We start from the raw sequence: 24,063 nt of genomic DNA on the forward strand, positions 1-24,063 counted from the left end.
TAAAGGAGGGACCAGCGTGAAAATTGAGTTGCATTGTCATACGAATATTTCAGATTGTCCATTGTCGATTGGGGAAGTTTTGGAATTAGCTCTTGCACAAGGTGTTACACACTTAGCGGTTACGAACCATGACACCACGAAAGGTCTTGTAGAGGCAGTTGAAACTGGAAAGAGATATGGAATTGAAGTCATTCCAGGCATTGAAATGTCAGGATTTGATTTTGTAAGAGGTCGTCGTGTTCACATTCTCGGTTATTTTATTGAACCTGGTCATGAGGGGATTGAGGCTTATTGTGAACCACTCGTTAACAATAGACACAGGGCTTCGGAGGAAATGGTTGAAAGATTAATAGCTGCAGGGTATCAGATCACATGGGAGCGTTGTATGGAAATTGCTCATGGAGGAACAGGCGTTTATAAGCAGCATATCATGCATGCATTGATTGAAGGAGGGTATACCGATTCTATTTATGGTCCACTTTATAAAAAACTATTTAATCGCGGACAAAATGGTGAGAAGCCGGGGATTGCTTTTATCCCCATGGAATATATCGATGCCAAGACAGCTGTTCAGGTGATTTCTCTAGCTGGGGGAGTGCCGGTGCTTGCTCATCCGGGTCAGTATGGCAATTTCGAAATGGTGCCCGAATTAGTGGAAGCTGGATTGCAGGGAATCGAGGTTTGGCATCCTTTGCATGATGAGAAACATGAAGAACAAGCAAAACAGCTGGCGAGAAAATATGACCTAATCATGACAGGTGGATCGGATTTTCACGGTGAGTATGGAGAAAAACCTGTGCTAATTGGAAGTAAAAGCCCAGGAATAGAGACGTTTGAAGCATTAATAGCGAGGACCCGAAAAAACGAATTCTTTTAAATAGGGAGCTGAACCTTTTATATGCCATTTATTTATCAGCCCAAAAAGGAAAAAAAGCTATCGATTACTCCAAGCTTTGCTGATTCAAGTCATATTATCAATAGTTCTGCGGGGGAATGGACTTCTATTGGAGAAAATAATCATATCATTGAGTCCACCTTTGGTGATTATACCTACACGATGGATGATGTAACGGTTAACTATGCGGAAATAGGTAAGTTTTGTTCGATTGCGTCCCACGTATGTATTAATCCGGTTCAGCATCCAATGGACCGAGTCAGCCAGCACCATATGACGTATCGAAAGGTGGCATATGACTTTGCCAATGAAGATGATGAAGCCCTTTTTAATTGGCGGAGGACTCAAACCGTGAAAATTGGTCATGATGTATGGGTCGGCCATGGTGCAATCATCATGAAAGGCGTAGAGATTGGTACAGGAGCAGTCGTTGGGTCGGGGGCGGTTGTGACGAAAAACGTCGAGCCTTATACGATTGTCGTTGGTGTTCCTGGCAAGCCCATTAAAAGAAGGTTTTCAAAAGAAGTGGCTGATCGATTACTTGAAATTTCCTGGTGGGATTGGCCAAGGAAAAAACTTGAAGCTCATTTTGATGAATTTAACGATTTAGACGCCTTCCTAAGAAAGCATGGGTAAGTCCTAGTCCTGGATTAGGGCTTTTTCTACTAATTATTTGATATATATAATTTACATAGACTTAACCTTTACTAAATATTCAGACGATATACTAAACATAGAGTTGATGTCGAAAGGGGCAAGCCTTGATGTCTGAAAAAACTATGTTGGTAGATACGTTGATTTCTGAAATACGGGAAGGGAAATATAAACCGAATGACAAATTACCATCTGAGAATGAATTAGCCGACCTGTATAAAGTACCAAGAATGGTAATTCGAAAGGTATATGAGCGCTTGCAGGAACTCGGTTATATTTTTTCGAAGCAAGGAAAAGGCAGCTATGTTCAAAATCAAAAACTTCAAATACCGCTTATTTTAACCGGAGATGTGAGTTTTACGGAAAAAATGAAGGAATTACAGTATGATTCTAGGACTATCAATCTATCCTGTGAGAAAATTCCATACGATTCTTCCATTTATCATACGTTACAAGTCAAACGTGAAGACGCGGTGTATAAGATTAGCCGATTACGCATTGTTGATGACTGTCCGATTGCTGTTCATACATCGTATTTATCTCAATCCCTTTTTGAAAATATTGAGAAGGATGGGAAGGAAATTCACTCTATTTTTCACTATTATCGACAACAAGGCTACAGAGATTTTCAATCGACTCGCAGCCAATTAAGTGTTGTTTTTCCTAGTAAAGTAGAACGAGATCTATTGAAATGTCCCAGTCTTGTACCCCTTTTACTTTTAGAATCAGGATGTGTAGATCAGAAAACCGGGACAGTGCTTGAATACTCGAAGATTATGTATCGCAGCGATTGTTTTACTTATGTGATCTAAAGGCGTTGTTAAACTACATAAAGTTCTGTTTTTTAAAAAATCGGCCATTAAGAAGCCGATTTTTTTATTTTCAGAAACAAAGTCATTTACAAAACCAAAACAAACTTAACCATTCTTTTACGTTTGCTCACTTGGCAACAAGATAGAGTAATACCTGTAGAACAAAGACATTAGGAGGCCTTAGATGAGAAGAAGACGAAGAACGGAGATATTAATCAATGGTTCTCAAAAACTAGTAGAGGACACGGCCCATTGTATAAAAGATAACTACCAGGTGAAGGTCATTCAAGAGCCAGAAAGTGGCTTAGTAATGATGAAAGTCCGAGAGACTTCCCAAAAAAGCCTGTTTTATCCTGGTGAAGTGCTGGTAACAGAATGTAAGGTTCAAATCGTAGGGAAAATTGGAATTGGCATTGTGACGGGAGATCAGCCCGAGCTTTCGTATAACCTTGCTGTGATTGACGCAGCGTATGAAGCGATGCTGCCTGAAACGATTGGGTGGAAGATGCTGCTTGAAAACGAGGAGAAAGTCATTCAGGAGCAGCGAGCTGCTGCCAACCAATCTATATTAAAAACAAAAGTAAACTTTGAAACGATGGATGTTTAATGAGGAGGAAAAGATTTTGACACTAGATATCGTTCACGATCTTCAATCTGTTTATCGAAAATTGGTGGATTCGACTTCAAGACCTGGGCTCATTTCCGATTTGAGCAAGCAGGCATCTCTAGTAGAAGAGGAGGATCAAAAAGGCTGCAGTGCCTCTCTTTTATTGATAGCTCTAACCTTATTTGATCAGGAAGTTTCTTTTAAGGTTTTTTCACCTCAAGCAGATTATGTTTCCCAAACAATTAATCAATTAACCTATGCTAAGCCTACAGATTTAAAGAAGGCTGATTTTCTATTAATCCTTCAAGATGCTGAAAAAGGATCGCTTGAAGAGGCCATTATCAATGCGAAGGCTGGGACGTTAAAAAATCCACATACATCCGCCTTCATTATCGTTGAAGTGGATTCTGTTACAAGCGGGGAAGCCCTATTGTTAAAAGGACCAGGAATTCACACAACGGAGCTTGTTCATTTGGATATAAATGAAAACTGGGTGGAAAGCCGCCAGGAAAAAAACAAGGAATACCCATTAGGGATTGATTTGATTTTTATCGATCAAAATCATCAGCTTTTAGCATTGCCTAGAACTACACAAATTACCAGAAATCGGGTGATTGAATGGGATATGTAGCCGTTAAAGGTGGAACGCATGCAATTGAAGAGTCAATCAAGCGTTTGAAATATGAAAGAGTTCATCATGGACAAACCATCGAAGTAGAAAAAATTAAAGCCGGTATGCGCGGATTAGTTGATCAGGTGATGTCCGAAAGCAGTTTATACAATGAGACGTTGGCTGCCCTTGCGATTAAACAAGCAGAAGGCAACCCGGAAGAGGCTGTATTTCTATTAAGAGCTTATCGCTCGACGGTCCCCCGAAAGCATTATTCAAGAGTGATTGAAACACAACAAATGAATGTAGAGCGTCGTATCTCGGCAAGCTTTAAAGATATCCCGGGTGGTCAAATCCTTGGGGCAACAACCGATTATACCCATCGATTGCTTGATTTTAACTTAATGGATGAAAGTGACGAAGATGTCCAGGAATGGCTTCATCATTATCTAAACGGAAGCTTTCAAGGTGATGAAGAGCAGCTGACTTTACCAAAGGTACTGGATTATTTGCGTAAAGAAGGCTTAATCCCCCCTTGCGAAAATAACAATCTTGAACCAGATGATGTAACGAGAGAAAGTTTGGAGTTTCCATCAAGCAGAAGTCAAAGATTACAAATTTTAACAAGAGGGGAAACGGGTGCAGTTACTTCCCTTGCCTATGCAGTCATAAGGGGTTATGGAGCCTTGCATCCGACTGTTGGCGAGCTTCGCGTTGGCACGTTGCCCATTACGATTGATCATCCAACCGATGCGGGTAACGATGAGGATGCCTTTTATATTGGAGAAGTAAAGGTCACCGAAACCGAAATGCTCATGCCGGTTACCGTTGAAAAAGAATACGGAAAAAAAGAACTGGAGTTTGAAATCGGCTACGGCCTTGTATTTGGCCAAAATGAAACAAAGGCGATTGCAATGGGAATTCTAGATAATTGTCTTGAACATCCAACGACTGAATTTCCTAGTCATAATGAAGAATTTGTTCTTTATCATATTGATTCAGTGGAATCGACGGGCTTTATTTCGCATTTGAAAATGCCTCATTACGTAACCTTCCAATCCAAGCTTGATAGTGTACGGAAAACGAAAAAAGAAGGGATATCAAAAGAACAAGAGGTGAAAAGGTGATGAATACAGCCTATAACTTTGCTTTTTTTGACGAAGGTTCAAAAAGAGAGATTAGAAGAGCAACTCTAAAGGCGATTGCGATTCCTGGTTACCAGGTTCCATTTGCCTCAAGAGAAATGCCGATTGGCAGAGGATGGGGAACCGGCGGTTTACAGTTAACTCTATCGTTAATTGGCAAAAATGATGTTCTAAAAGTCATTGATCAAGGATCAGATGAATCCGTGAATGCGGTCAATATTAAAAAGCTCGTTTCTGATACAACTGGGGTAGCAACAACTGATCATACCGCGGAAGCATCCCTTATTCAATCGAGACATAGAATTCCCGAGGTACCGCTAAAGAAGGATCAGATTCTCATCTTGCAGGTGCCGCTTCCTGAACCGCTCCGCTATTATGAGCCGAGCGAGAATGAAACGAAAAAGCTTCACGGTGAGAAAGAATATAGTGGTGCTTGGTTAATGCTGTTTGAACAGATTATGAAATATGGAAGTATGACAACAGGGGCGGATCATCCTGTGATGGTTCATGATCGTTATGTAATGGCACCGAGCCCGATTCCGCGTTTTGATAATCCGAAAATGAATGAAAGTGAAGCACTCATTCTGTTAGGGGCGGGTCGTGAAAAGAAAGTGTATGCAGTCCCGCCATATACAAAGGTTGTATCGCTTGATTTTGAAGATTATCCGTTTGAGCCAGAGTCGTTTGAAGACAAGCATTGCCGGTTATGCGGCTCAACTGGGGTCTTTTTAGATGAGCTTGTAGATGAAGCAACGGATGAAACGTTCTATCAATGTAATGATACAAGCTATTGTATTGAAACATTAAATGAAGTCGAACCATTTGGAGTGAAATAAATGGCTGAATTTGAAGTTCCAGTTTTATCGATTAAAAACTTAAATAAACAGTTTGGTAAAGGATGTCCGTATTGCCAGGACGAAGAATCTCTCGTAAAAAATTATTGTCCCGTTTGTGGAACGGTCTATGCCTGTAGAGATGTATCCTTTGATGTTTTTCCAGGAGAGGTCCTTGGCATCGTCGGAGAAAGTGGCAGTGGAAAATCAACATTGATGCAATGCCTTTACTTTGACCAGGAAGTAACCAATGGTGAGGCTTATCTAGCAGACTACCATAATGGCGAGAAAAATCTCTTTCAAGAGTCTTCTCAGCAACAGCGCTATATTCGTAACAATATTATGGGGAAAGTCTATCAAAATCCTTTATTGGGTTTGAAAATGAACTTTTCATCGATTGGTAATATTGCCGAGAAGCTCATTGCAGCTGGCAACCAACATGTTGGCATGATGGAAAACAGAGGGACAGAACTTCTAAATAAAGTAAACATCCCTGTGCATCGCCGAAAAGAGGCGCCGAAAAACTTTTCGGGTGGAATGCAGCAGCGGGTTCAAATTGCTAAAGCTCTTTCTAATCGTCCTCCCCTTCTTCTACTAGATGAAGTGACGACTGGATTGGATCTTTCTGTACAAGCGAGTGTCCTCGACTTAATTAAAAGTCTGCAGCGCGAATTAAATATTAGTATTGTTCTCGTTTCGCATGATCTAGGAGTCATCCGTATGCTCGCAGACCGAACGCTCGTGATGTTGGAGGGAAGGGTCATTGAGCAAGGATTAACGGACCAAATCCTTGAAGACCCGCAGCATCGATATACACAGCAGCTTGTTCATTCATTGCTGTAAGATTTCCATACTTAAATTAGGGGGAAGTACTTTGTTTGTGATTACAAATGGAAGATTAATCACCGAAGAAGCAGTTTTGTATGGCTATGATCTACTAATTGAAGAGGACAGAATTACGAAAATTGCTCCTAAAGGTGAGATTAAATTTGAGGAACACATCGAGGTAATTGATGCAGCAGGAGGATATGTTTCTCCGGGTTTTATCGATATCCATTCCGACTATATCGAACATATGGCTGCACCTAGACCGACCTCACTGATGAATTTTGACTTGGCTTTACGGGAAACAGAGAAACAACTTATCTCACATGGCATTACGACGATGTTCCATTCTCTTTCTTTATTCAAAGGAAGTGATTATGAGTATAAGCCGATTCGTGAGCCTGAAAATGTTCGGAAATTTATCGATTTAATTGACCGGACCCGTAGTATGAAGCACCTTGTCCGCCATCGATTTCATGCAAGATTTGAGATTGATAATGTGGAAGAAATGGAAAATCTCAAAAGCTATATTACCGAGAACAAGGTTCATTTAGTTTCATTTATGGATCATACTCCTGGACAGGGGCAGTATCGTCACCTAGAAGTTTACCGTAATACCGTTAAAAGCTATAACAATATCAGTGATTCTTCGATTGATGTTCTCATTCATAAACACCAAACGAAGGAAAAGCTGTCGATTGAAGACATAAAGGAAATCACTCAGCTTGCGCATGAGCAAGGTATTGCCGTTGCTTCCCATGATGACGATAGTCTTGAAAAGCTTGAACTTATTCATAGTTTTGGGACGACCATTAGTGAATTTCCCATCACTTTAGAGGTAGCGCGCAGAGCGAAGGAGCTAGGTATGTATACGATTGCCGGTGCTCCAAATGTCCTCCTTGGAGGTTCTCATAGTGGAAACTTGGGGGCAGCGGAAGCGATTCAATACCAATCGATTGATATCTTGTGCAGTGATTACTATCCGGCAGCGATGCTTCATTCCATCTTTGAGTTGGTTGAAAAATATGGCATGGATTTAGTTGACATGATGAAGCTTGTCACGATTAACCCAGCAAAAGCAGTCAAAATGGATGGAGAAATCGGCTCAATCCGCGAAGGGAAAAAGGCGGATTTGCTTATCATTGAAAAAATTAGTGATGATTTTCCAGTTATCACGGGAGTATTTGTGGACGGAAAGCTGATTCAAAGGACCAATTATCGAATCTAAGCAGACCGCGATGTGAATTGAAATATTATTTTCAGAAAGTAGGTGAATGGGTGGAAACTCTTCTAGAGATTAAGAACTTATCCAAATCGTTTGACCTTCATAATTTGGGCAAACATATCCGAGCCGTAAGCAGTGTAGATATACAGATAAAAGAAGGAGAATTTGTCGGGATTACCGGGAAAAGCGGAAGCGGCAAGTCGACGATTCTTAAATGTATTTATGGAACGTATCGTATCCAGCAAGGGAGTATTTTGTACCATTCAAAAAAATTTGGGCGAATTAATTTAGCAGAGGCAACCGAACGAGAACTGCTTTATTTAAGGAAGCATGAAATCGGCTATGTGTCCCAATTTTTAAATGTCATGCCGCGAACGACAGCTAGGCAGCTTGTGAAACAAGCAATCCTTGAAATGGGGGATGATCATGACTTGGCGGAAAAAGAAACAGAAAAGATTCTTGCGCATTTTGAATTGGATGAAGAATTATGGGACAGCTACCCAACCACTTTTTCCGGAGGTGAAAAGCTGAGACTTAACATTGCCCGAGCGATGGTGAAAAAACCGAGACTATTGCTATTAGATGAACCTACAGCAAGTTTAGATCATGACTCTAAAATAAAGGTGAAGCTTCTCATTGAACAGCTCATGAAAGAAGGAACAACAATGCTTGGAATTTTTCATGACCTTGAGTTTATGAATCATTTATGTAATCAAGAGTATAACATCCAAAATGGAGTTTTCTCTCATTCTACTAGTTTTACCAACTCTTAACAAATCTTTATATAAGATTAATAGTAGCTTGACAATTCGTTGTTACAGTATGGAAGTGGCCAAAAAAATGTTGAGGAGCTTGATGATGAAAAAGACGTTATTATTTTTACTTTCTATCGTTATGTTAGTCGTATTTGCAGGTTGTTCAGCTTCATCGGGGGGAGCAGCTGGTGATAAAGATACACTTACCATCGCTTGGCTTCCAAATGAATCTGGGGCAGATCTTACGGAAGCTCGTGATGAAATTGGAAAAATAATCGAAGAGAAAACAGGTAAAAAGGTCGAGCATCAAACAACGACAGACTATATTGTTGCCATTGAAGCAGTGACGAATGGAAACGCGGATATGGCTTTCTTGGGAGCACAAGGCTACATTGAAGCACACAACAAAAATGAAAAAGTTCTTCCGTTGGTGGTTCCTTCAGGTGCGTCTGGTACCTTGGAAGATGCGGTTTATTATAGCTGGTTAGCCGTAAATAAAGACAATGTCGATCAATATAAGGATGGCGATGAGTTTGCGATTGAAAATATTCAAGGCAAGAAATTCTCATTTGTGTCCAATAGTTCCACATCGGGTTTTAAAGTTCCATCAACAGGAATCGTTGATTACTTCAGTAAAATGGGAGAGTTCAAAGACTTAACGGCAGAAGATTTGCTTGAAGGCGGCGAGGGTCAATTCTTTAGTGAGGTTTTATACGGAGGTTCTCACCAAGGTTCAGCGGTCAATCTATTATCAGGGAAAGCGGATGTAGCGGCTTTCTGTGATACATGTGTGAACAATTATGTGGAACTGGCTGATGGTGACGTGAACCGACCTGGTGCGGTTTATCAAGTAAAAGATGATGCAGCAGAACCATTTAACACTGTAGTTGGAAAAGAATTTTCACTGATTTCTGTTACACCAGTCCTAAATGCACCATTTGTCATCAACACAGAGACTGTGAATGAAGATCTTCAAGCGCAGCTTCTTGAAGTGATGACATCGGATGAGATTACGAACAACGAAAAAGTCTTCGTTCCAGAGGATTCCGAGTTTTCAGGATTGTTTAAGAAAACAGCAGACGAGCGTTTAGTAGAAGTAGAGGATGCTTGGTTCAACCCAATTCGTGAGCTTTCGAAATAAGTAACCAAATAGTAAGGAGAGTTAACCTATGACAGTCTTATTAGAAGTAAATCATGTTTCCAAACAATTTGGTAGTGATACGAAGGCGTTATCAGATGTTAACTTCTCCGTTAGTGAAGGAGAGTTTGTTTCCATCATCGGTCCATCGGGAGCGGGGAAATCCACTCTCCTTCGTTGTATTAATCGGATGATTGATGCAACGAGCGGAGAAATTACGTTTGATAACATGAATGTGATGAATCTGAAGAAGAAGGACTTAAAAAAAATCCGTACGAAAATCGGAATGATATTTCAGCATTATAATCTGGTCAATCGCTTAAGCGTAATTGAAAATACACTTCATGGAAATTTAGGGAAAAAATCAACATTGGCTGGAGTGCTCGGTCTTTATAGTCAAGAAGAAAAAGAGCAGGCCGTTAAGATTCTACATGTTCTAGGTTTAGACGAACACATTTATAAGCGTGCCGATCAATTGAGTGGCGGTCAAAAGCAGCGAGTTGGAATCGCCCGTGCTCTTATTCAAAATCCACGGATGCTATTGTGTGATGAGCCAATTGCTTCACTTGATCCGAATTCTGCCAAGATCATTATGGATCACTTAAGAAACATTTCAAGGACCATGGGCATTACGGTTCTCGTGAATCTGCATCAAGTGGATGTGGCGTTGAAGTACTCAGATAAAATCATCGGGGTTAACCATGGTCAAGTCGTTTATAATGGGTCGCCTAAAAACATAACAAAAGAAGATATTCAGCGTATTTACGGATCCGAAGCTGAAGATCTTATTTTTGATGTAGGAGGCATCCATGCAAGCTGATTACTTTTTCAAAAAGAAACGAAATACGCTCTCGTTCCTATCCATCCTAGGCGCTGTCACGATACTAGCCATTATCATCACCGAGTACAATGTCATCAAAGGTTTTTCTTCCCTTCCAAAAGCGGTGGAGTGGGGCTTAATGAACTTTTATCCAACACAAGAATCCTTAACGAAGCTTCCTGCTATTCTCGATAAGCTAATTGAAACCCTATTGGTTTCGATTGCAGCAACCACTACGGGAGCTGTTGTTGCATTACTATTTGCGATTCTAGGCTCGAATACAACGAGAGTGAATGCCTTTTTTGGCAGCATTAGTAGAGGAATTGCGACTATTTTTCGAAATATCGATGTGGCAGCCTGGGCCATGATTCTATTATTCTCATTTGGTCAAAGTTCATTAACAGGTTATTTTGCCTTGTTTTTTGGTTCGTTTGGCTTTTTGACAAGAGCTTTTGTTGAAACGATTGATGAGGTCAGTGGCGGCTCCGTTGAAGCGCTGCAAGCAACTGGTGCGGGTTACTTTTCGATTATCTTTCAGTCGGTGATTCCTTCTAGCCTTCCACAAATGATCAGCTGGATCTTATTTATGATTGAAACAAATATTAGAAGTGCCACCCTGATCGGGCTGCTAACTGGCTCAGGAATTGGGTTTACTTTTAACTTGTATTATAAAAGTCTAAATTACGATGTTGCTTCTTTGGTTGTCGTCGTCATTATCGCAGCTATCCTATTCATTGAATCTGTATCTAATTATGTCAGAAGGGCGGTTCTGTAATGGAAGCAAACGAACAATTAACCTCAGCAAAACAATTACTGGACCCACACCTGCAAAAAAAAATAAGAATTAAAACCTTGACTAAATCGTCAGTGGTTATAAGAAGCACACTTATCATCCTAGCACTTCTAACGGTTTATGCATTTTTTAGTTTCGACTACAAACAGCTTGATGTTGGAGAAGCGGCTTTATCCACTTTTGCGAATCTAAAAGCAATGTTTCTAGAGCCGCATCTTGAACATTTTACCTTTACACATGCGCTTTATCAGGTTTTTGTTACGCTGGGTCTAGCTTTTTTAACCACTTTGTTTGGAGCCATCATCGCTGTGTTTTTGGGATTACTGGCTGCGGAAAATTTGACGAATAAGCGAGTTTCTACCGTGATTAAGGGATTTGTTGCTTTTATAAGGGCGGTTCCAACTGTTTTGTGGGTGTTAATCTTTGCGGTGGCAGCAGGCCTTGGGAGCGTAGCGGCCGTCATTGGGATGACGTTCCATTCGGTCAGCTATTTAGTGAAGGCTTATTCTGAGTCCTTTGAAGAATTAGACAAAGGCGTCATCGAAGCCCTTCAAGCAAGTGGAGCTAACTGGTGGCAGATTATCTTTCACGCTGTTATTCCATCTTCTCTGACTTATCTAATTTCATGGACGTTTCTTCGATTTGAAATTAACTTCGCAGTTGCCATCGCAATGGGAGCAGCAGCAGGTGCTGGTGGAATCGGATTTGACATGTTTATGGCCAGCAGTTTCTACTTAGATATTAGGGAAATCGGGGCAATCACCTATTTTGTCTTAGCCATTGCCATCCTACTTGAAATGGCAGCGATCCGATTTAAAAAGAAGCTTAAGGTCAATGGGCAATAGAGAGGTAAAATGTTTTTCCATAAGAAACCCGATGGCCGATGTTGGCTTGCATATTAAGTGAATTCTTTGGACTTCCAGAAAGAAGAAGGGTAAGCTTTTACAAAGAGATTCTCTAGTAGATTTTTTGAAGATTACTATTAGTAGTTAGCGAAGCCTCCTTGGTAACTTCGAAGGGGGCTTTTTTGCCGGAATAGCCAAGGGTAGCCATGGGGACGGTTCTTTTGGACAGGAATAATCAAAAAACCGCGAGAACCGTCCCTGTGACTTCTGACTTTTATGCTATCAAAATTCCAGGATTATACTTTATAATATTCATGTTCAACTATTTTAAAATAGAATTTGGGGGCACATTAAATGGGGAAATGTATTGGAATGCTTTTGTCTTTTGTTTTACTTTTTGGCATTAGTCTGCCTGCTGTATTTGCGGAAGGTCCAGGTGGGCAAGAAGAAAATAGCGGATTTGGTGAGCAAGAACCTAACGATGCTATGGCTACAGCAAATGTAATTTTGAAGGAAGGGAATGTATCGGGTTCACTTAATAATACTGATACTGATTCTTTCAAAGTTTCGATTCCGAACAAAGGCTTATTTTCTTTATACGGAACAACTTTTTCCTATGAAGTAGGAGCAGAAATTAATATGTATGATGATCAAGGTGAAAAATTAGAATCCGCCTGTGAGTCGTTCACTGAATATGGGAGTTTCTATTGTGAGCAGACATTAGATCCTGGAACCTACTATATTAAGCTTAATTCGGTTAATGATACACAAAATTACGGAATAGATTACGAGTTTATTACCTTTGTAACTGAACCAGGAGTACAAAGAATTAGCGGTGAAACAAGATATGACACTGCAACGAATATTGCAAATGACGGCTGGTCTGGGGGTGCCTCTGAAATTGTTCTAGCCACTGGACAGAATTTTCCGGACGCACTAGCAGCCGGGCCGCTTGCTTATAGTTTAAGTGCTCCTATTCTTTTGACAACCAAGGACGTCTTGCCGAAATCTGTTATTCAATTTATTCAAGATAAAGGTGTCAATAAAGTAACCATTATTGGTGGAAATGAGGCAGTATCATTACAAGTTGAGAGCTATCTGCGCAATTCGCTTAAATTGGAAATTTATCGTATTTCCGGCAATGACCGTTTTGAGACAGCTGCTAAAATAGCTGATGAACTGCCTGAAAGCTATGAAGCAAGGGCTATCGTAGTTAATGGCAGAAACTATCCTGATGCACTTTCAGCTTCTTCATATGCTGCACAGAACGGTTTTCCAATCCTTTTAACAGAAAGTGATAGGCTGCCTGCAGTAACAGCTGAAATGCTTTCAGGTGTGGAAATGACTACGGTAGTCGGAGGAACTCAAGTAATTTCAGATACAGTCTTTAATCAGCTTCCAGACCCGGAAAGAATAAGCGGAAAAGACCGTTACGAAACTTCTGCCAAAATGGCAGAATTAGTACCAAGTCCTTCTAGTTTTGTTGCGACCGGAACTAACTTTGCTGACGCATTATCAGGGTCAGTCTTAGCTGCTATGTATGGGGAGCCCATTATCCTTACACGTCCAACAGGGCTTTCAGAAGAGGCTAAAGCATTCTTCAATTATTATGGTGTCATGAATTATACTATACTAGGCGGTACATCAGCTGTAGGCAGCGAGGTAGAACAAGAACTTTGGAATATCGCTAACTCACAACTATAAACAAAACAGAAGCAGGGGATATATGTCTCCTGTTTTTTGTTATGGAAAACCAAGGGGACGGTTCTTATGGCGGGGTTTAGAAATAATAGTATCTAGTTTTGATTCCTAATGATTAACCGATAATATGGGTTCAATATTCTTGCTATTCCTCCAATGCATTAATAGCGTCAAGCATTTCAATGGAAGAATCAAAATAATCCTGTTCAACAGCTACAAAACGTGCGTTTGGATCTTGGTGCAGGGCTTCAAAGTACTCCTCATTTTCAAATGATATGAACGCATCTCTTAAAGCTTCTTTGAAATCTTCTGGTAAATCCCCGCGAACCATATAGGAAGCACCGGGAAAATCTTGTGTACGACCAATTTCCTTGATGTCACCTTCCTTTATGGTTCCGGATGCAATCATACCGTCGACCACACTTGCCGCAACTGCGGCTGCCTCAAAGTCTCTCATTTTTACGCCCATGAGACTATTTTGATGTGATTTAGAAAAGGTAACATTTTCGAAAAAGTAGCCTGACTGCTCAACCAAATCTGGATTAAGGTCAAATTTTTGAACCAACGTTCCCTTTGGGTAAAAATAGCCTGATGAAGAATCGGAATTTACAAACGCAAAGTGCGTTCCTTTTAAATCTCCTATACTGTTAATTTCTGTATTATGGCTTTGAGTGATAAACGCCGTATAATTGTTCTGTTTGTCTGTTGGTTTTTGAGGAGAGACCAACAATTCCGCTTCCGCACGTTTATTCGCTTGATAATAACTCAAAGGACTACCAAGCATTATATCTAATTTCCCACTGGCCATCGCTTCACTTCCAACAAAGTAGCTGCCCTTAAGCTCGTTCACTTCAATTCCTAATTCTTTAGATAGATGTTCTCTCAACAGTGTGTGTAAAGAATCCGCGTTCGGATTGTTTTCATTTGGTTTTTGAACCAACGTAATTTCTTCGGGCCACTCTTTTTCAGACCAAGATGCTGAACTTCCATCAGTCCCACACACAGCCAAAGTGGATACAAGTCCTACTGTTAGAAAGAATTTTGATAATCTTTTTTTTATCATTTTGTCTCTCTCCTTTTAGTCGTATTTCACTTTTATACAACTAACACAAGAGTAATATAACAAGAGATTGTAAAGTTGGTATTTTCCTAGTGTAAAGATTCCGAAAATTAAATGGGAACTAGCCATAGGACGGTCCTTGTGGCCGGGATTAACAAAAAAAACCGCGAGAACCGTCCCCATGTATCTATCCCCACCAGATGAAAATAATTCTCAATTACCTATTGACATAATTTGTCTGAAAATATAATATAGTTAATGTGATAATGATAATCATTTTCAGTTAAACAAAAATCAGAAGGGCTGATAACCAGTTATAACCGGTATCAGAAATGCTCTATAGGACCTACACAAACAGTTTTACATATTTATTTGGTTAAAATTATTTGATAAAAGGGGACAAATAGGATGATAAAGTTACGTTTTATTTCTTTAATTTTCACATTGATTTTCTTATTAGCAGCGTGCGGGAGCACAGAGGAAGCAAGTAAATCTTCTGGTTCTGAAGGAGAGAAAACAGAAGAAAAAGCAAAAGAAGTTACAATTACTCATAAATATGGAGAAGTTACGATTGAAAAGAACCCTGATAAAGTAGTTGTATTTGATTTTGGAGTACTTGATGCATTAGATACATTGGGTGTCGAAATAGCCGCTCTTCCACAAGCGATCGTACCTAAGACGTTAGAGAAGTATGCAGGTTCCGAATATACAAATGTTGGGAGCTTAAAAGAACCTGACTTTGAAGCGCTTCACGAACTACAGCCAGATGTTATTTTCATTTCATCTAGACAAGCAGAGCTCTATGATCAATTTGCAGAAATTGCTCCAACGGTATTTGTAGAAGTTGATTATGCAAACTATATGGACTCACTTGAAAAGAATTTCAAACTCTTAGCTGAAGTTTTTGAAAAGGAAGAGGCACTTGATGAAAAAATGAATGAGCTAAAAGCAAGTATTGAAGCGTTAAATAAAGAAGCAACTGCCTCTGACAGCAAAGCATTAATTTTATTGGCGAATGAAGGAAAAGTAAGTGCCTTTGGTCCAGCATCACGCTATGGATTTGTACATGACGTGTTTGGTTTCAAAGCAGTAGACGAAAATCTTGAAATTTCACAGCACGGCCAAAGTATCACGTTTGAATATATTTTAGAAAAAAATCCAGATGTTCTATTTGTTATTGACCGCTCTGCCGCAGTTGGTGGGGAAGTAGCAGCAAAAGATACCCTTGAAAATGACTTAGTAAAGAAAACAAATGCGTATAAAAATGGTAAGATTGTCTACTTAGACGCAGTGAACTGGTATATTGCAGGAAATGGTATTACTTCTACACAATCCATGGTAGAAGAAGTGAAAGCAGCATTAGAATAGAAGGACCGCAGGTAGTATGGTCCGGCGCTAAATCTTCATTTTTTTTGAAGATTAATAGTCTTGATAGTTGTAAGCAAAGCCCCTTTTGTAACATTCGAAGGGGGCTTTTTTCTTGGACTATACATTATAAAAAATTGTTGAAGAGTAAAAGGAATTTTGTTTTTTTTGTTAAACTTTATAAATTTGTTTTCAGACCGATGCAGGGTGGTGCTCAGGGTAGTGCCTGTCACCTCTTTTTTAGAATTTTTTGGTAACTACTTGATTGTTGGCCCTGCTACATTGTTTGTTTTGCCCTTAACACTTATCAGTTATAGTTTTCTCTATTTCTATCAAAGAAATTTTGTATTCAAACGTTTACACCTTAAAATTCGTAAAAATCTAGTAGGCTTTATATTTTACTTTCTTTGCTACCAAATGATTATGTCTCCCGTATCTGTTTATGGTTATCTTCAAGAGTTTTTTAAATTTAAAAGAAAATGGAAGTAAAGTGCCTGTCACCCCCGTAATAGAACAAAAGACCCCACCTGCTAGGTGGGGATTTCTTTTGGTAGTTTTACTGTGCAGCAGGCTTGATTTGTCTGTTGCCCTGCTGTTCTAACTTTCTAACGACTTCTTCACTTGTATCCACGCGTTTAACGAATAGGGCTAAAACAAGAGCCACGATGTTAATCGCTAATGTCACATAGAATGAATATTGAATCCCCGCTAATAATGCCTGCTGCGTTAATAAGGCAGTTGAGGCTTCTGTTAGAGTTGTTGGATCAATACCAGCCATAAGGCTTTTAGCTTCTGTTTTTGTAACGGAGTTCATGATCGTTACGAGAACTGCTGTCCCGATGGAACCAGATACTTGTTGAGCTGTATTGTTAACCGCTGTACCATGCGGATTTAACATAGTTGGTAATTGGTTTAAACCATTTGTCATAATCGGCATCATGACCATGGACATCCCTAACATACGTAATGTGTAGACAAGAATAATATAGGTGTAGCTAGAATCGAATTGTAAATGCGCCAGCATATAAGTAGAAACGCCGGTAACGGTCAGTCCGATTACTCCTAATATACGTGGACCAAATTTATCGAAAAGTTTACCTGTGATTGGCGACATGATCCCCATTACAATCGCACCTGGAAGCATCATTAACCCTGAATTAAGTGGTGAAATCTCGCGAACATTTTGTACATATGCAGGTGTTAAAATCATACCTGAGAACATAGCTATTGCGTTGACAATCGCAATGACAGATCCAAGTGCAAACATTGGATATTTATAAACACGTAAATCTAATAATGGCTGATCCATCTTTAATTGACGAATAATAAAAGCGATTAAGGCAATACCACCAACGATAATTGTGGTTAAGACGATGGTATCGTCCCAGCCGTCTGAGCTTGCTGAACTAACACCGTAGAGTAATCCGCCAAAACCGATGGACGATAATACCACTGAAAGGTAATCAAGTGTGGCATTTTTGTTTTGTTCCATTACATTTTCAAGCTTCCAAACAGCCAATAATAAACTAATGATGGCTAATGGTAAAATCATTTCAAACAGTAGGCGCCAGTCGTAGTATTCTACGATGTAACCGGAAAGAGTCGGTCCGATGGCTGGTGCTGTAATCATAACCAAACCGAAGATTCCCATTGCTGTACCACGTTTATCACGTGGGAAGCTAACTAACATAATGTTCATTAATAAAGGTCCCATAACCGAAGAACCGGCTGCCTGAATCATGCGTCCAGAGAGTAAAAGACCAAAGTTTGGTGCAAAAGCTGCTAGTGCTGTACCTAGCGTGAAGAGCACCATGGATGATATGAATAAACTGCGATTCGAAAAGCGTGTGATTAAAAAGGCTGATGCTGGAATTAAGATCCCGCTGACAAGCATATAGCCTGTAGCTAACCACTGAACGGTGGAATAATCTTTGATTTCTAAATCGACCATAATCGATGGAAGTGCCACGTTTAAGAGCGAGTTATTTAAAAAAGAAACAAATGCTCCAACGAATAATATTGCAATCATTAAATATGGTGGTTTCTTTTGTAAGGATGTATCCATATATTTTTTTCTCCCATTTCTAATTTTTTTGCAAGCCTCTTTTTAGAAGGTCTATCTGTACGAGATAATTTTTAAGCGCTTCTTCATCGCTATATTCTTTAACGAACAGTTGAACAAGGTTTTGAAAGGTGACGCCCATCAGAATTTTTAATACATGATGTAGTTCCTGTTCATCATGAACATTCAATTTGCTTGTATCAATTAATTTGATGGTATTAAAATATTGCGTTTTCTGAGTTTCCTCATAAACATCATTTGCTAAGGTTTTTTCATGTTTATAGTTCATATTTAAATAAACATTTTTGAAGAAGTTTTTGTGTTCTTGATCTCGATGAACCTCGAGCATAAATTGAAAGGTAGCAATAAACGTCTCAAATAAATCTCCATTTTTGTCCATAAGAACGGAAATAAATCGTCGATTACTTTTTTCCGCTAATTGATTTAGCAAGTAATAAAATAAATCCTCTTTGTCTTCGAAATATTGATAAAAGCTGCCCCTAGGGATTCCAGCACTTTTGATAATATTAGCAACGGATGCTTCATGTAACGGAACTCTAGAAAATTCCTTTTTAGCAGCCACAATTAAAGTTTCCTGTTTATCCTTCGATAAGTGAAAATACGTTTGTTTTGGCATATTCATTCTCCTATCTGCAATGTGACACCGTGTCACAACTGAGTACTAACAGATTATAGGTGACACCATGTCATAAGTCGACAAAAAAGTGACATCATGTCATTTTTGGTGCCTGTCACCTTTTTGAAAAAGCCATAGGGACGGTTCTTTTGGCCTAATCTCATTTAGCAACTTGGTGCCAGGCACCATCAAGAAAGTGAGAGTATGACCTATTCTAAAAAGTGACGCTTTTTCTATGAACCTTCACTATGAATTCCTGCACTAATAAGGAAATCGAAGGAACTAATCAAACGATTAGTTAAAATCATAAATTGTTGAAGCATGATAGAAAAAGTAGACTCGTAGTTTTTATTGGGGTTTTGCTGAAAAATAACAAAAAGCTGACCTTTTCCTTCGACAGATATTTTTCGTGAGAACTGGCTAAAGTTCGTTTTTAAAAAGGGATAAAACCATATTTAATCAAACGATTAGCTAAGAAAAAATGGCTCGTATATTGCAGTAGAATATCGGTTTTTGGCTAATAGAAATCATCCCTTATTGTACAGCTAGTCTTATAGGTTCAGTGACGCTAAATTTTACTAAATAGTTGAAATATTCAATTTAAACATTTGACAAATTTGTAACGATGATAATAGAATGTATTTGTATATAAAATACTGTTTTGTATATAAAACAAATAATCTTTTTTCAGGGGGGATTTACTTTGTTAAAGAAAAAAATTTTAACAGCTATTTTACTATGTTTTGTGTTGGTGGTTTCTGCTTGTAGTCAAGGGAAAGAAACAACTACAGATACTAAAGGGGAATCAGGGGATAAAATGACTACGCTTACTTTTTCAGAGCCTGCTCGAATTTTATCTGTGGCCCCATTATATGTAGCGATTGAACAAGGATACTTCAAAGAAGAAGGAATTGAAGCGAAGATTGCCTCAGGCGGCGGCGGCGCACAAGTCATTGCATCGATTTTGTCTGGTGAAGCACAGTTTGCCGTTTCTGGCCCTAGAAGTATGTTCACTCCGCTTGATAAAGGCGAAGATTTGGTAGCGATTCAATCTTTAAATTCTGCCCTGACCTATCAAATAACACTATCAAAACAATACCAAGATAAGAGGAAGATTTCTAAAGATTCATCACTCAAGGAGAGAATTTCGGCATTGGATGGCGCAACGATAGGGACAAACTTAGTTGGTGATTCTGGAGACGTTTATACACGCTATTTAATGAAATTGCATGGTGTCGATCCTAATTCTCTTGAAACCGTTAAACTAGCAGGAGATGGACCGAAAATTGGCGGCATGCAAGAGGGAATAGTTGACGGTGGTATTGCCTCACCTCCAATGGGGCTGCAAGCAGCTAGTAAAGATGTGGGAGATGTAGTCATCAATACAATGGAAGAGCCAATGTATGCAAACATGGTTTGGGAAGTGGTGTTTGCAGATCGAAAGTTTTTAGAGAAAAATCATGAAATATCTTTAAAGGTAGTTAGGGCCATTGGTAAAGGCATGGAATTCACACGGGATAACCCGAGAGAAGCAGCAGAGTCGATTACCTCCTATTTTGAAGGTATTGATGTAGATATCCTTGAACAATCTCTCATTGGTTTAAAAGACACTTTTAAAGGTTATGGAGAAATGACTCAGGAAGCTTGGGATAATGCTCAGGACCCACTGATTGAATATGGCGACATATCAGGTGTGAAGACGAAACAAGACACAACGGAAGATGTTATTTGGACAAATAGCTATATTGAAGAAGCCTTTAAAAAATAATGATAGCTTGAAGGAGTGATTGATAACGTTATGGGGACGGCAGCAACACTACAAAATTTGAAATTATCCACTCGCTTTTTAGATGTCACCTACGTCAACAATAAAACAGGTGCAGAAGTGATGGCCCTGGAGAATATAAACTTAGACATTAAAGATGGTGAATTTATTTGTATTGTCGGACCAAGCGGCTGTGGAAAAACTACGTTTTTAAATACGGTAGTAGGATTATTGAAGCCTAGCAGAGGAGAAATCCTGCTAGATCAAAAGAAAATTGAGGGACCTGGTAACGATCGAGCGATGGTTTTTCAAAATCCAAGCCTTTTACCATGGAGAACCGTTCTGGATAATGTTCTATATGGGGTTGAGCTTCAAAAACAATTATCCGCAGATAAAAAGCAGGAAGCCAAAGAATTTATTGAGATGGTTGGCTTAAAAGGATATGAAAATCATTATCCCCATGAATTATCAGGGGGAATGCAGCAGAGGGTAAACTTAGCTCGGGCCTTAACCGTTAATCCATCATTACTGCTGCTAGATGAACCATTTTCTGCCTTAGATGCCCAAACCAGAGAATTTATGCAAGGTGAGCTGCTCAGGATATGGAGTGAGACAAAAAAGACAAGTCTTTTTATTACACACCAAATTGATGAAGCGGTATTTTTAGCAGATCGGGTCTTCGTCTTTGGGGCAAGACCCGGACGTGTCGTAGAGGTTATTGATGTGAATATTCCTAGACCAAGAGATCTGCATGTTAAACGAAGTCCTGAGTTTGTTCATTTAGTAGATCATATTTGGTCGATTATTGAAAAGGAATCATCAAAACAAGGGTTTGATAACAAAGGGAAGTAGTAATGGGAAAGGGGGAGTTTTATGACTCAGAGTAATCTCCAAGCTGTACAATCAGAGCCTAAAATAAAAAAGAAATGGAAATTAAAAAAAGAAAGCAAGACTTACATGATTAGTTCTGTTTCCGTTCTACTGTTTCTTCTTTTTTGGGAGATTGCCTCTCAAAATGAATGGATCAATCCTTTATTTATAAGTTCTCCAATTGAAATTGTAAAAGCAGCCGTCGTAATGGTCCAGGAAGTCTCCTTTTGGGAAAATATGAAAGTAAGTGGGTATGAATTTATAGCGGGATTTGCCTTGGCTATATTTATTGGAATCCCTATAGGTGTATTCTCAGGCTGGAACCCCTACTTTTCTGCCGTTGTGAATCCGTTCATTTCAGGATTATATGTAACGCCTAAAGTGGCCCTTTTGCCAGTGATTGTTATTGCATTTGGAATTGGACCTGCATCAAAAATTGTTATCGTTTTTTTGATGGCTTTCTTTCCAATCGTCATGAGTGCACAAAAGGCGATGTTAACTTTGGACCAAAACTTAATCAAGGCAGCCAGAACGTTTAATGCAAGTGAGTTTCAAATTTTCAAAACCATTGCCTTACCATCTACCGTACCATTCCTTTTAAATGGTATAAGACTAGGAATTGGTCAAGGCCTCATAGCTGTAGTAGTGGGGGAGTTATTCGCTTCAACAGCTGGTATTGGATATCAATTAACAAGCAACGGGCAGAATTTACAAACGGATCGTATGTTTGTTGGTGTGTTAGTCATTACCATAACAGGGTTAATCCTTACTACATTATTAGGTGTTATTGAAAGACGATTTTCATCCTGGAGACCGGACCATAGGTAATTGGGTCAGAACACCGTTCAGTTGTGGTTTTAAAGTAATGGTGGAGAGTTGAGCTCTCCGCTTTTTTTGGTCAAAAGGTAGGGTTATAAATGGGTTTGCTTTTCGCATTGCAGCTGAAAATCATAGGAATAATCTCATATTGATATACTTTTTAAAAATGAAGTCTATAAAGTCGGAATGTTGTTAATTATATGATTTAATAGAGTAATACGGTAAAGTAGTGAAAAGGAGTGGAAGATAGTTGTTAACGAACCATTTAGACTTTAGACTTGAACCGCAATTAAAGGAACTCTATGAGGAACATAAGAGAAGGGCTGCAAAAATAGATTGGGGCTATCATGATTTCTTGCCTTGGGATAAAGCGCAGGATTTTAAGAGAGTACCCTGGAATCCTGAACAGGTAACACTGCCGCCAGGCGTGGTAACGGCTGTAGAGACGGCTCTTTTGACTGAGGTTAATCTACCTTGGTTCACATCCCATCTCGATCAAACTTTTAAAGGATCGCTTTCTGTCATCAAGGATTTTGTCCATACCTGGACAGCAGAAGAAGACCAACATTCCAATCTGTTGGAGACCTATCTATTGATTACAAGAAATGCAGACCCCAAGCGAATCCGTCAATTGCATAAGCAGACAGTAGAAGGTGGTTGGGAGCCGGATTTTCATACCCCTTTTGAGACAATGGTTTATACGTCACTCCAGGAACTTGCAACTATGGTGTTTTATTATAATGTTGCAAAGGTAGCGGGATCGCATGATAAAGAATTAGCTACGCTCCTCAGACGTCTCGCCAAGGATGAAACGCTACATTATGCTTTTTATCGCGATGTTATCAAATTACATTTGCAGTTGGAACCGAATTATTGTTACTACCTAGGTTATGTGATTAAAAATTTCCAAATGCCAGGTACAGTCATGCCTGATTTTGAAGACCGCATGTCAATTATTGCAAAGGAAGCCAATTACGGGCCGCTTGAATATTTTGATCAAGTGCTGGATGTCATTGTTGACTATTGGGACATTGAGAATCTTAGACCGATTGCTCCGGAAGCTGAAAAGGCTCGTTTGGATATTCTTAATTACCATGCAAGGCTTAAACGTGTAAGAGATCGATTTTACGCTGCTGCAAACCGCAATTAAAGGTGCGGTTGTGGGATCTCTCTGCGAAATTTTTATGCAGGTAGGCTGTTTAATCAGGCAGGTAAACAAATGAATAATGCAGGTAGGGAAGAGATTTTGGCAGGTAAGAGTTTTTTTATGAAAAATATTATAATAAAATACGTTTACTTCCTTGAATTTCGTCTATTTCTATCCTCAATTACCAGAGTCAGGTGGTCGCCTGACTTTTTTCAGTTAATTGGACATGCCTTTGAAGTGAATCTACAGGTAAATGAGAGTTTAGTTTTTAGCAGGTAAGCAGAACCGGGTGCCAGGCACCATGTCACAATGGCTTATTAAGATAACTGATCAACTCCACCTTGGCTAACGTTTCCGTTTCCGCTCATTAGACTTTTTTATTTTCATTAGTTTTGTGGAAGGTTGTTTCCGTATCCATTTTAGATATCGTGAAAGTTGGGGATCTTTCTTTAATTCTGGGATGGTTGTTAAACGTGCTGCAATTTCTGCATTTGTATAAATGGCATGGATTTGTTTATGGCAAGGAATACATAAATTGGCCGTCGGACCAAATGTACCGCCCATTTCCTTAGGCAGCAAATGATGGACAGTTGTCTCAACCTCCTCTCGCTCACAAAGTTCACATGTACTCATTCGTATTCCTCCTTAACGATTCCTATCCATTTCTAGGGCTCTGTAAT

Annotated in this window: 24 protein-coding genes and 1 pseudogene; 21 read left to right on the forward strand and 4 right to left on the reverse strand. The window is 39.4% G+C overall.

Annotation, left to right across the window (positions count from 1 at the left end):
- The first annotated feature begins 16 nt into the window (after positions 1-16).
- From F4694_RS25755 to F4694_RS25825, 15 genes are all read left to right on the forward strand, one after another.
- The gene (locus F4694_RS25755) at positions 17-877 is read left to right on the forward strand and encodes a PHP domain-containing protein (RefSeq protein WP_179602771.1); all 861 of its coding nucleotides are present in this window, start codon (positions 17-19) and stop codon (positions 875-877) included.
- Between the two features lie 21 nt (positions 878-898).
- The gene (locus F4694_RS25760; protein WP_179602772.1) at positions 899-1,531 is read left to right on the forward strand and encodes a DapH/DapD/GlmU-related protein; all 633 of its coding nucleotides are present in this window, start codon (positions 899-901) and stop codon (positions 1,529-1,531) included.
- Between the two features lie 128 nt (positions 1,532-1,659).
- Complete coding sequence (locus F4694_RS25765) at positions 1,660-2,361, forward strand: GntR family transcriptional regulator (protein ID WP_179602773.1); 702 nt, start codon at positions 1,660-1,662, stop codon at positions 2,359-2,361.
- 184 nt (positions 2,362-2,545) lie between these two features.
- Positions 2,546-2,968: a phosphonate C-P lyase system protein PhnG gene (gene phnG / locus F4694_RS25770; protein WP_179602774.1), complete on the forward strand. Its 423-nt coding sequence runs from the start codon at positions 2,546-2,548 to the stop codon at positions 2,966-2,968.
- A gap of 16 nt (positions 2,969-2,984) precedes the next feature.
- Positions 2,985-3,599, forward strand: a complete 615-nt coding sequence (phnH, locus tag F4694_RS25775; protein ID WP_179602775.1) for a phosphonate C-P lyase system protein PhnH — start codon at positions 2,985-2,987, stop codon at positions 3,597-3,599.
- On the forward strand, positions 3,587-4,705 hold the full coding sequence (locus F4694_RS25780; protein ID WP_179602776.1) for a carbon-phosphorus lyase complex subunit PhnI: 1,119 nt from the start codon (positions 3,587-3,589) through the stop codon (positions 4,703-4,705). The genes phnH and F4694_RS25780 overlap by 13 nt, the downstream gene beginning before the upstream one ends.
- Entirely contained in the window at positions 4,705-5,559 is an 855-nt protein-coding gene (locus F4694_RS25785; protein WP_179602777.1) for an alpha-D-ribose 1-methylphosphonate 5-phosphate C-P-lyase PhnJ, read from the forward strand. The genes F4694_RS25780 and F4694_RS25785 overlap by 1 nt, the downstream gene beginning before the upstream one ends.
- Entirely contained in the window at positions 5,560-6,399 is an 840-nt protein-coding gene (locus F4694_RS25790) for an ATP-binding cassette domain-containing protein (RefSeq protein ID WP_179602778.1), read from the forward strand.
- Positions 6,400-6,430: 31 nt separating this feature from the next.
- Entirely contained in the window at positions 6,431-7,609 is a 1,179-nt protein-coding gene (phnM, locus tag F4694_RS25795) for a phosphonate metabolism protein PhnM (RefSeq protein ID WP_179602779.1), read from the forward strand.
- A gap of 50 nt (positions 7,610-7,659) precedes the next feature.
- Entirely contained in the window at positions 7,660-8,379 is a 720-nt protein-coding gene (locus F4694_RS25800) for a phosphonate C-P lyase system protein PhnL (protein ID WP_179602780.1), read from the forward strand.
- An 85-nt stretch (positions 8,380-8,464) separates the two neighbouring features.
- Positions 8,465-9,502, forward strand: a complete 1,038-nt coding sequence (gene phnD, locus F4694_RS25805) for a phosphate/phosphite/phosphonate ABC transporter substrate-binding protein (protein ID WP_179602781.1) — start codon at positions 8,465-8,467, stop codon at positions 9,500-9,502.
- A gap of 28 nt (positions 9,503-9,530) precedes the next feature.
- On the forward strand, positions 9,531-10,319 hold the full coding sequence (gene phnC, locus F4694_RS25810) for a phosphonate ABC transporter ATP-binding protein (RefSeq protein WP_179602782.1): 789 nt from the start codon (positions 9,531-9,533) through the stop codon (positions 10,317-10,319).
- Positions 10,309-11,094, forward strand: coding sequence for a PhnE/PtxC family ABC transporter permease (locus F4694_RS25815; protein ID WP_179602783.1), 786 nt, complete (start codon positions 10,309-10,311; stop codon positions 11,092-11,094). The genes phnC and F4694_RS25815 overlap by 11 nt, the downstream gene beginning before the upstream one ends.
- Positions 11,094-11,957 carry a PhnE/PtxC family ABC transporter permease gene (locus F4694_RS25820; RefSeq protein WP_179602784.1) on the forward strand — a complete coding sequence of 288 codons (864 nt, stop codon included), beginning with the start codon at positions 11,094-11,096 and terminating at the stop codon, positions 11,955-11,957. The genes F4694_RS25815 and F4694_RS25820 overlap by 1 nt, the downstream gene beginning before the upstream one ends.
- 354 nt (positions 11,958-12,311) lie before the next feature.
- Positions 12,312-13,661 carry a cell wall-binding repeat-containing protein gene (locus F4694_RS25825; protein WP_179602785.1) on the forward strand — a complete coding sequence of 450 codons (1,350 nt, stop codon included), beginning with the start codon at positions 12,312-12,314 and terminating at the stop codon, positions 13,659-13,661.
- Positions 13,662-13,803: 142 nt separating this feature from the next.
- Here the strand turns inward: F4694_RS25825 and phnD (F4694_RS25830) are convergent, their stop codons facing one another.
- Complete coding sequence (phnD, locus tag F4694_RS25830; RefSeq protein ID WP_179602786.1) at positions 13,804-14,721, reverse strand: phosphate/phosphite/phosphonate ABC transporter substrate-binding protein; 918 nt, start codon at positions 14,719-14,721, stop codon at positions 13,804-13,806.
- A gap of 405 nt (positions 14,722-15,126) precedes the next feature.
- On the opposite strand from phnD (F4694_RS25830), the gene F4694_RS25835 reads away from it, so the two are divergent.
- Positions 15,127-16,086: a siderophore ABC transporter substrate-binding protein gene (locus tag F4694_RS25835; RefSeq protein WP_179602787.1), complete on the forward strand. Its 960-nt coding sequence runs from the start codon at positions 15,127-15,129 to the stop codon at positions 16,084-16,086.
- A gap of 237 nt (positions 16,087-16,323) precedes the next feature.
- Positions 16,324-16,572, forward strand: a pseudogene (locus F4694_RS32475) (glycosyltransferase family 2 protein); the annotation flags it as partial.
- 67 nt (positions 16,573-16,639) lie between these two features.
- Here the strand turns inward: F4694_RS32475 and F4694_RS25840 are convergent.
- Together F4694_RS25840 and F4694_RS25845 are read right to left on the reverse strand one after the other, a co-directional pair.
- Positions 16,640-18,148, reverse strand: a complete 1,509-nt coding sequence (locus F4694_RS25840) for a DHA2 family efflux MFS transporter permease subunit (protein ID WP_179602788.1) — start codon at positions 18,146-18,148, stop codon at positions 16,640-16,642.
- 19 nt (positions 18,149-18,167) lie between these two features.
- Positions 18,168-18,782 (reverse strand): TetR/AcrR family transcriptional regulator, encoded by a 615-nt coding sequence (locus tag F4694_RS25845; protein WP_179602789.1) that lies wholly within the window; start codon positions 18,780-18,782, stop codon positions 18,168-18,170.
- A 703-nt stretch (positions 18,783-19,485) separates the two neighbouring features.
- Between F4694_RS25845 and F4694_RS25850 the strand changes: the two genes are divergently transcribed.
- The 4 genes from F4694_RS25850 (at position 19,486) to F4694_RS25865 (ending at position 23,386) form a co-directional block, all read left to right on the forward strand.
- Complete coding sequence (locus F4694_RS25850) at positions 19,486-20,550, forward strand: ABC transporter substrate-binding protein (RefSeq protein WP_179602790.1); 1,065 nt, start codon at positions 19,486-19,488, stop codon at positions 20,548-20,550.
- Between the two features lie 15 nt (positions 20,551-20,565).
- Entirely contained in the window at positions 20,566-21,399 is an 834-nt protein-coding gene (locus F4694_RS25855; RefSeq protein ID WP_308806706.1) for an ABC transporter ATP-binding protein, read from the forward strand.
- Positions 21,400-21,420: 21 nt separating this feature from the next.
- Positions 21,421-22,245, forward strand: a complete 825-nt coding sequence (locus F4694_RS25860) for an ABC transporter permease (RefSeq protein ID WP_179602792.1) — start codon at positions 21,421-21,423, stop codon at positions 22,243-22,245.
- 241 nt (positions 22,246-22,486) lie between these two features.
- Entirely contained in the window at positions 22,487-23,386 is a 900-nt protein-coding gene (locus tag F4694_RS25865; protein ID WP_179602793.1) for an acyl-ACP desaturase, read from the forward strand.
- A gap of 342 nt (positions 23,387-23,728) precedes the next feature.
- On the opposite strand, the gene F4694_RS25870 is transcribed toward F4694_RS25865, so the two are convergent.
- A complete protein-coding gene (locus tag F4694_RS25870) occupies positions 23,729-24,016 on the reverse strand; it encodes an HNH endonuclease (RefSeq protein ID WP_179602794.1) in 288 nt (95 codons plus the stop codon).
- Positions 24,017-24,063 lie beyond the last annotated feature (47 nt).

Origin of the sequence: Neobacillus driksii (genome assembly GCF_013409995.1) — a bacterium.
GTDB lineage: Bacteria > Bacillota > Bacilli > Bacillales > Cytobacillaceae > Neobacillus > Neobacillus driksii.

Coding starts and splice junctions, on each gene's coding strand:
- F4694_RS25840 (WP_179602788.1), bottom strand. CDS start 18,148: ATGGATACATCCTTACAAAAGAAACCACCATATTTAATGATTGCAATA.
- phnC (WP_179602782.1), top strand. CDS start 9,531: ATGACAGTCTTATTAGAAGTAAATCATGTTTCCAAACAATTTGGTAGT.
- F4694_RS25790 (WP_179602778.1), top strand. CDS start 5,560: ATGGCTGAATTTGAAGTTCCAGTTTTATCGATTAAAAACTTAAATAAA.
- F4694_RS25825 (WP_179602785.1), top strand. CDS start 12,312: ATGGGGAAATGTATTGGAATGCTTTTGTCTTTTGTTTTACTTTTTGGC.
- F4694_RS25860 (WP_179602792.1), top strand. CDS start 21,421: ATGACTCAGAGTAATCTCCAAGCTGTACAATCAGAGCCTAAAATAAAA.
- F4694_RS25845 (WP_179602789.1), bottom strand. CDS start 18,782: ATGCCAAAACAAACGTATTTTCACTTATCGAAGGATAAACAGGAAACT.
- F4694_RS25820 (WP_179602784.1), top strand. CDS start 11,094: ATGGAAGCAAACGAACAATTAACCTCAGCAAAACAATTACTGGACCCA.
- phnD (WP_179602781.1), top strand. CDS start 8,465: ATGAAAAAGACGTTATTATTTTTACTTTCTATCGTTATGTTAGTCGTA.
- F4694_RS25760 (WP_179602772.1), top strand. CDS start 899: ATGCCATTTATTTATCAGCCCAAAAAGGAAAAAAAGCTATCGATTACT.
- phnD (WP_179602786.1), bottom strand. CDS start 14,721: ATGATAAAAAAAAGATTATCAAAATTCTTTCTAACAGTAGGACTTGTA.
- F4694_RS25785 (WP_179602777.1), top strand. CDS start 4,705: ATGAATACAGCCTATAACTTTGCTTTTTTTGACGAAGGTTCAAAAAGA.
- F4694_RS25835 (WP_179602787.1), top strand. CDS start 15,127: ATGATAAAGTTACGTTTTATTTCTTTAATTTTCACATTGATTTTCTTA.
- phnG (WP_179602774.1), top strand. CDS start 2,546: ATGAGAAGAAGACGAAGAACGGAGATATTAATCAATGGTTCTCAAAAA.
- F4694_RS25765 (WP_179602773.1), top strand. CDS start 1,660: ATGTCTGAAAAAACTATGTTGGTAGATACGTTGATTTCTGAAATACGG.
- F4694_RS25870 (WP_179602794.1), bottom strand. CDS start 24,016: ATGAGTACATGTGAACTTTGTGAGCGAGAGGAGGTTGAGACAACTGTC.
- F4694_RS25780 (WP_179602776.1), top strand. CDS start 3,587: ATGGGATATGTAGCCGTTAAAGGTGGAACGCATGCAATTGAAGAGTCA.
- F4694_RS25815 (WP_179602783.1), top strand. CDS start 10,309: ATGCAAGCTGATTACTTTTTCAAAAAGAAACGAAATACGCTCTCGTTC.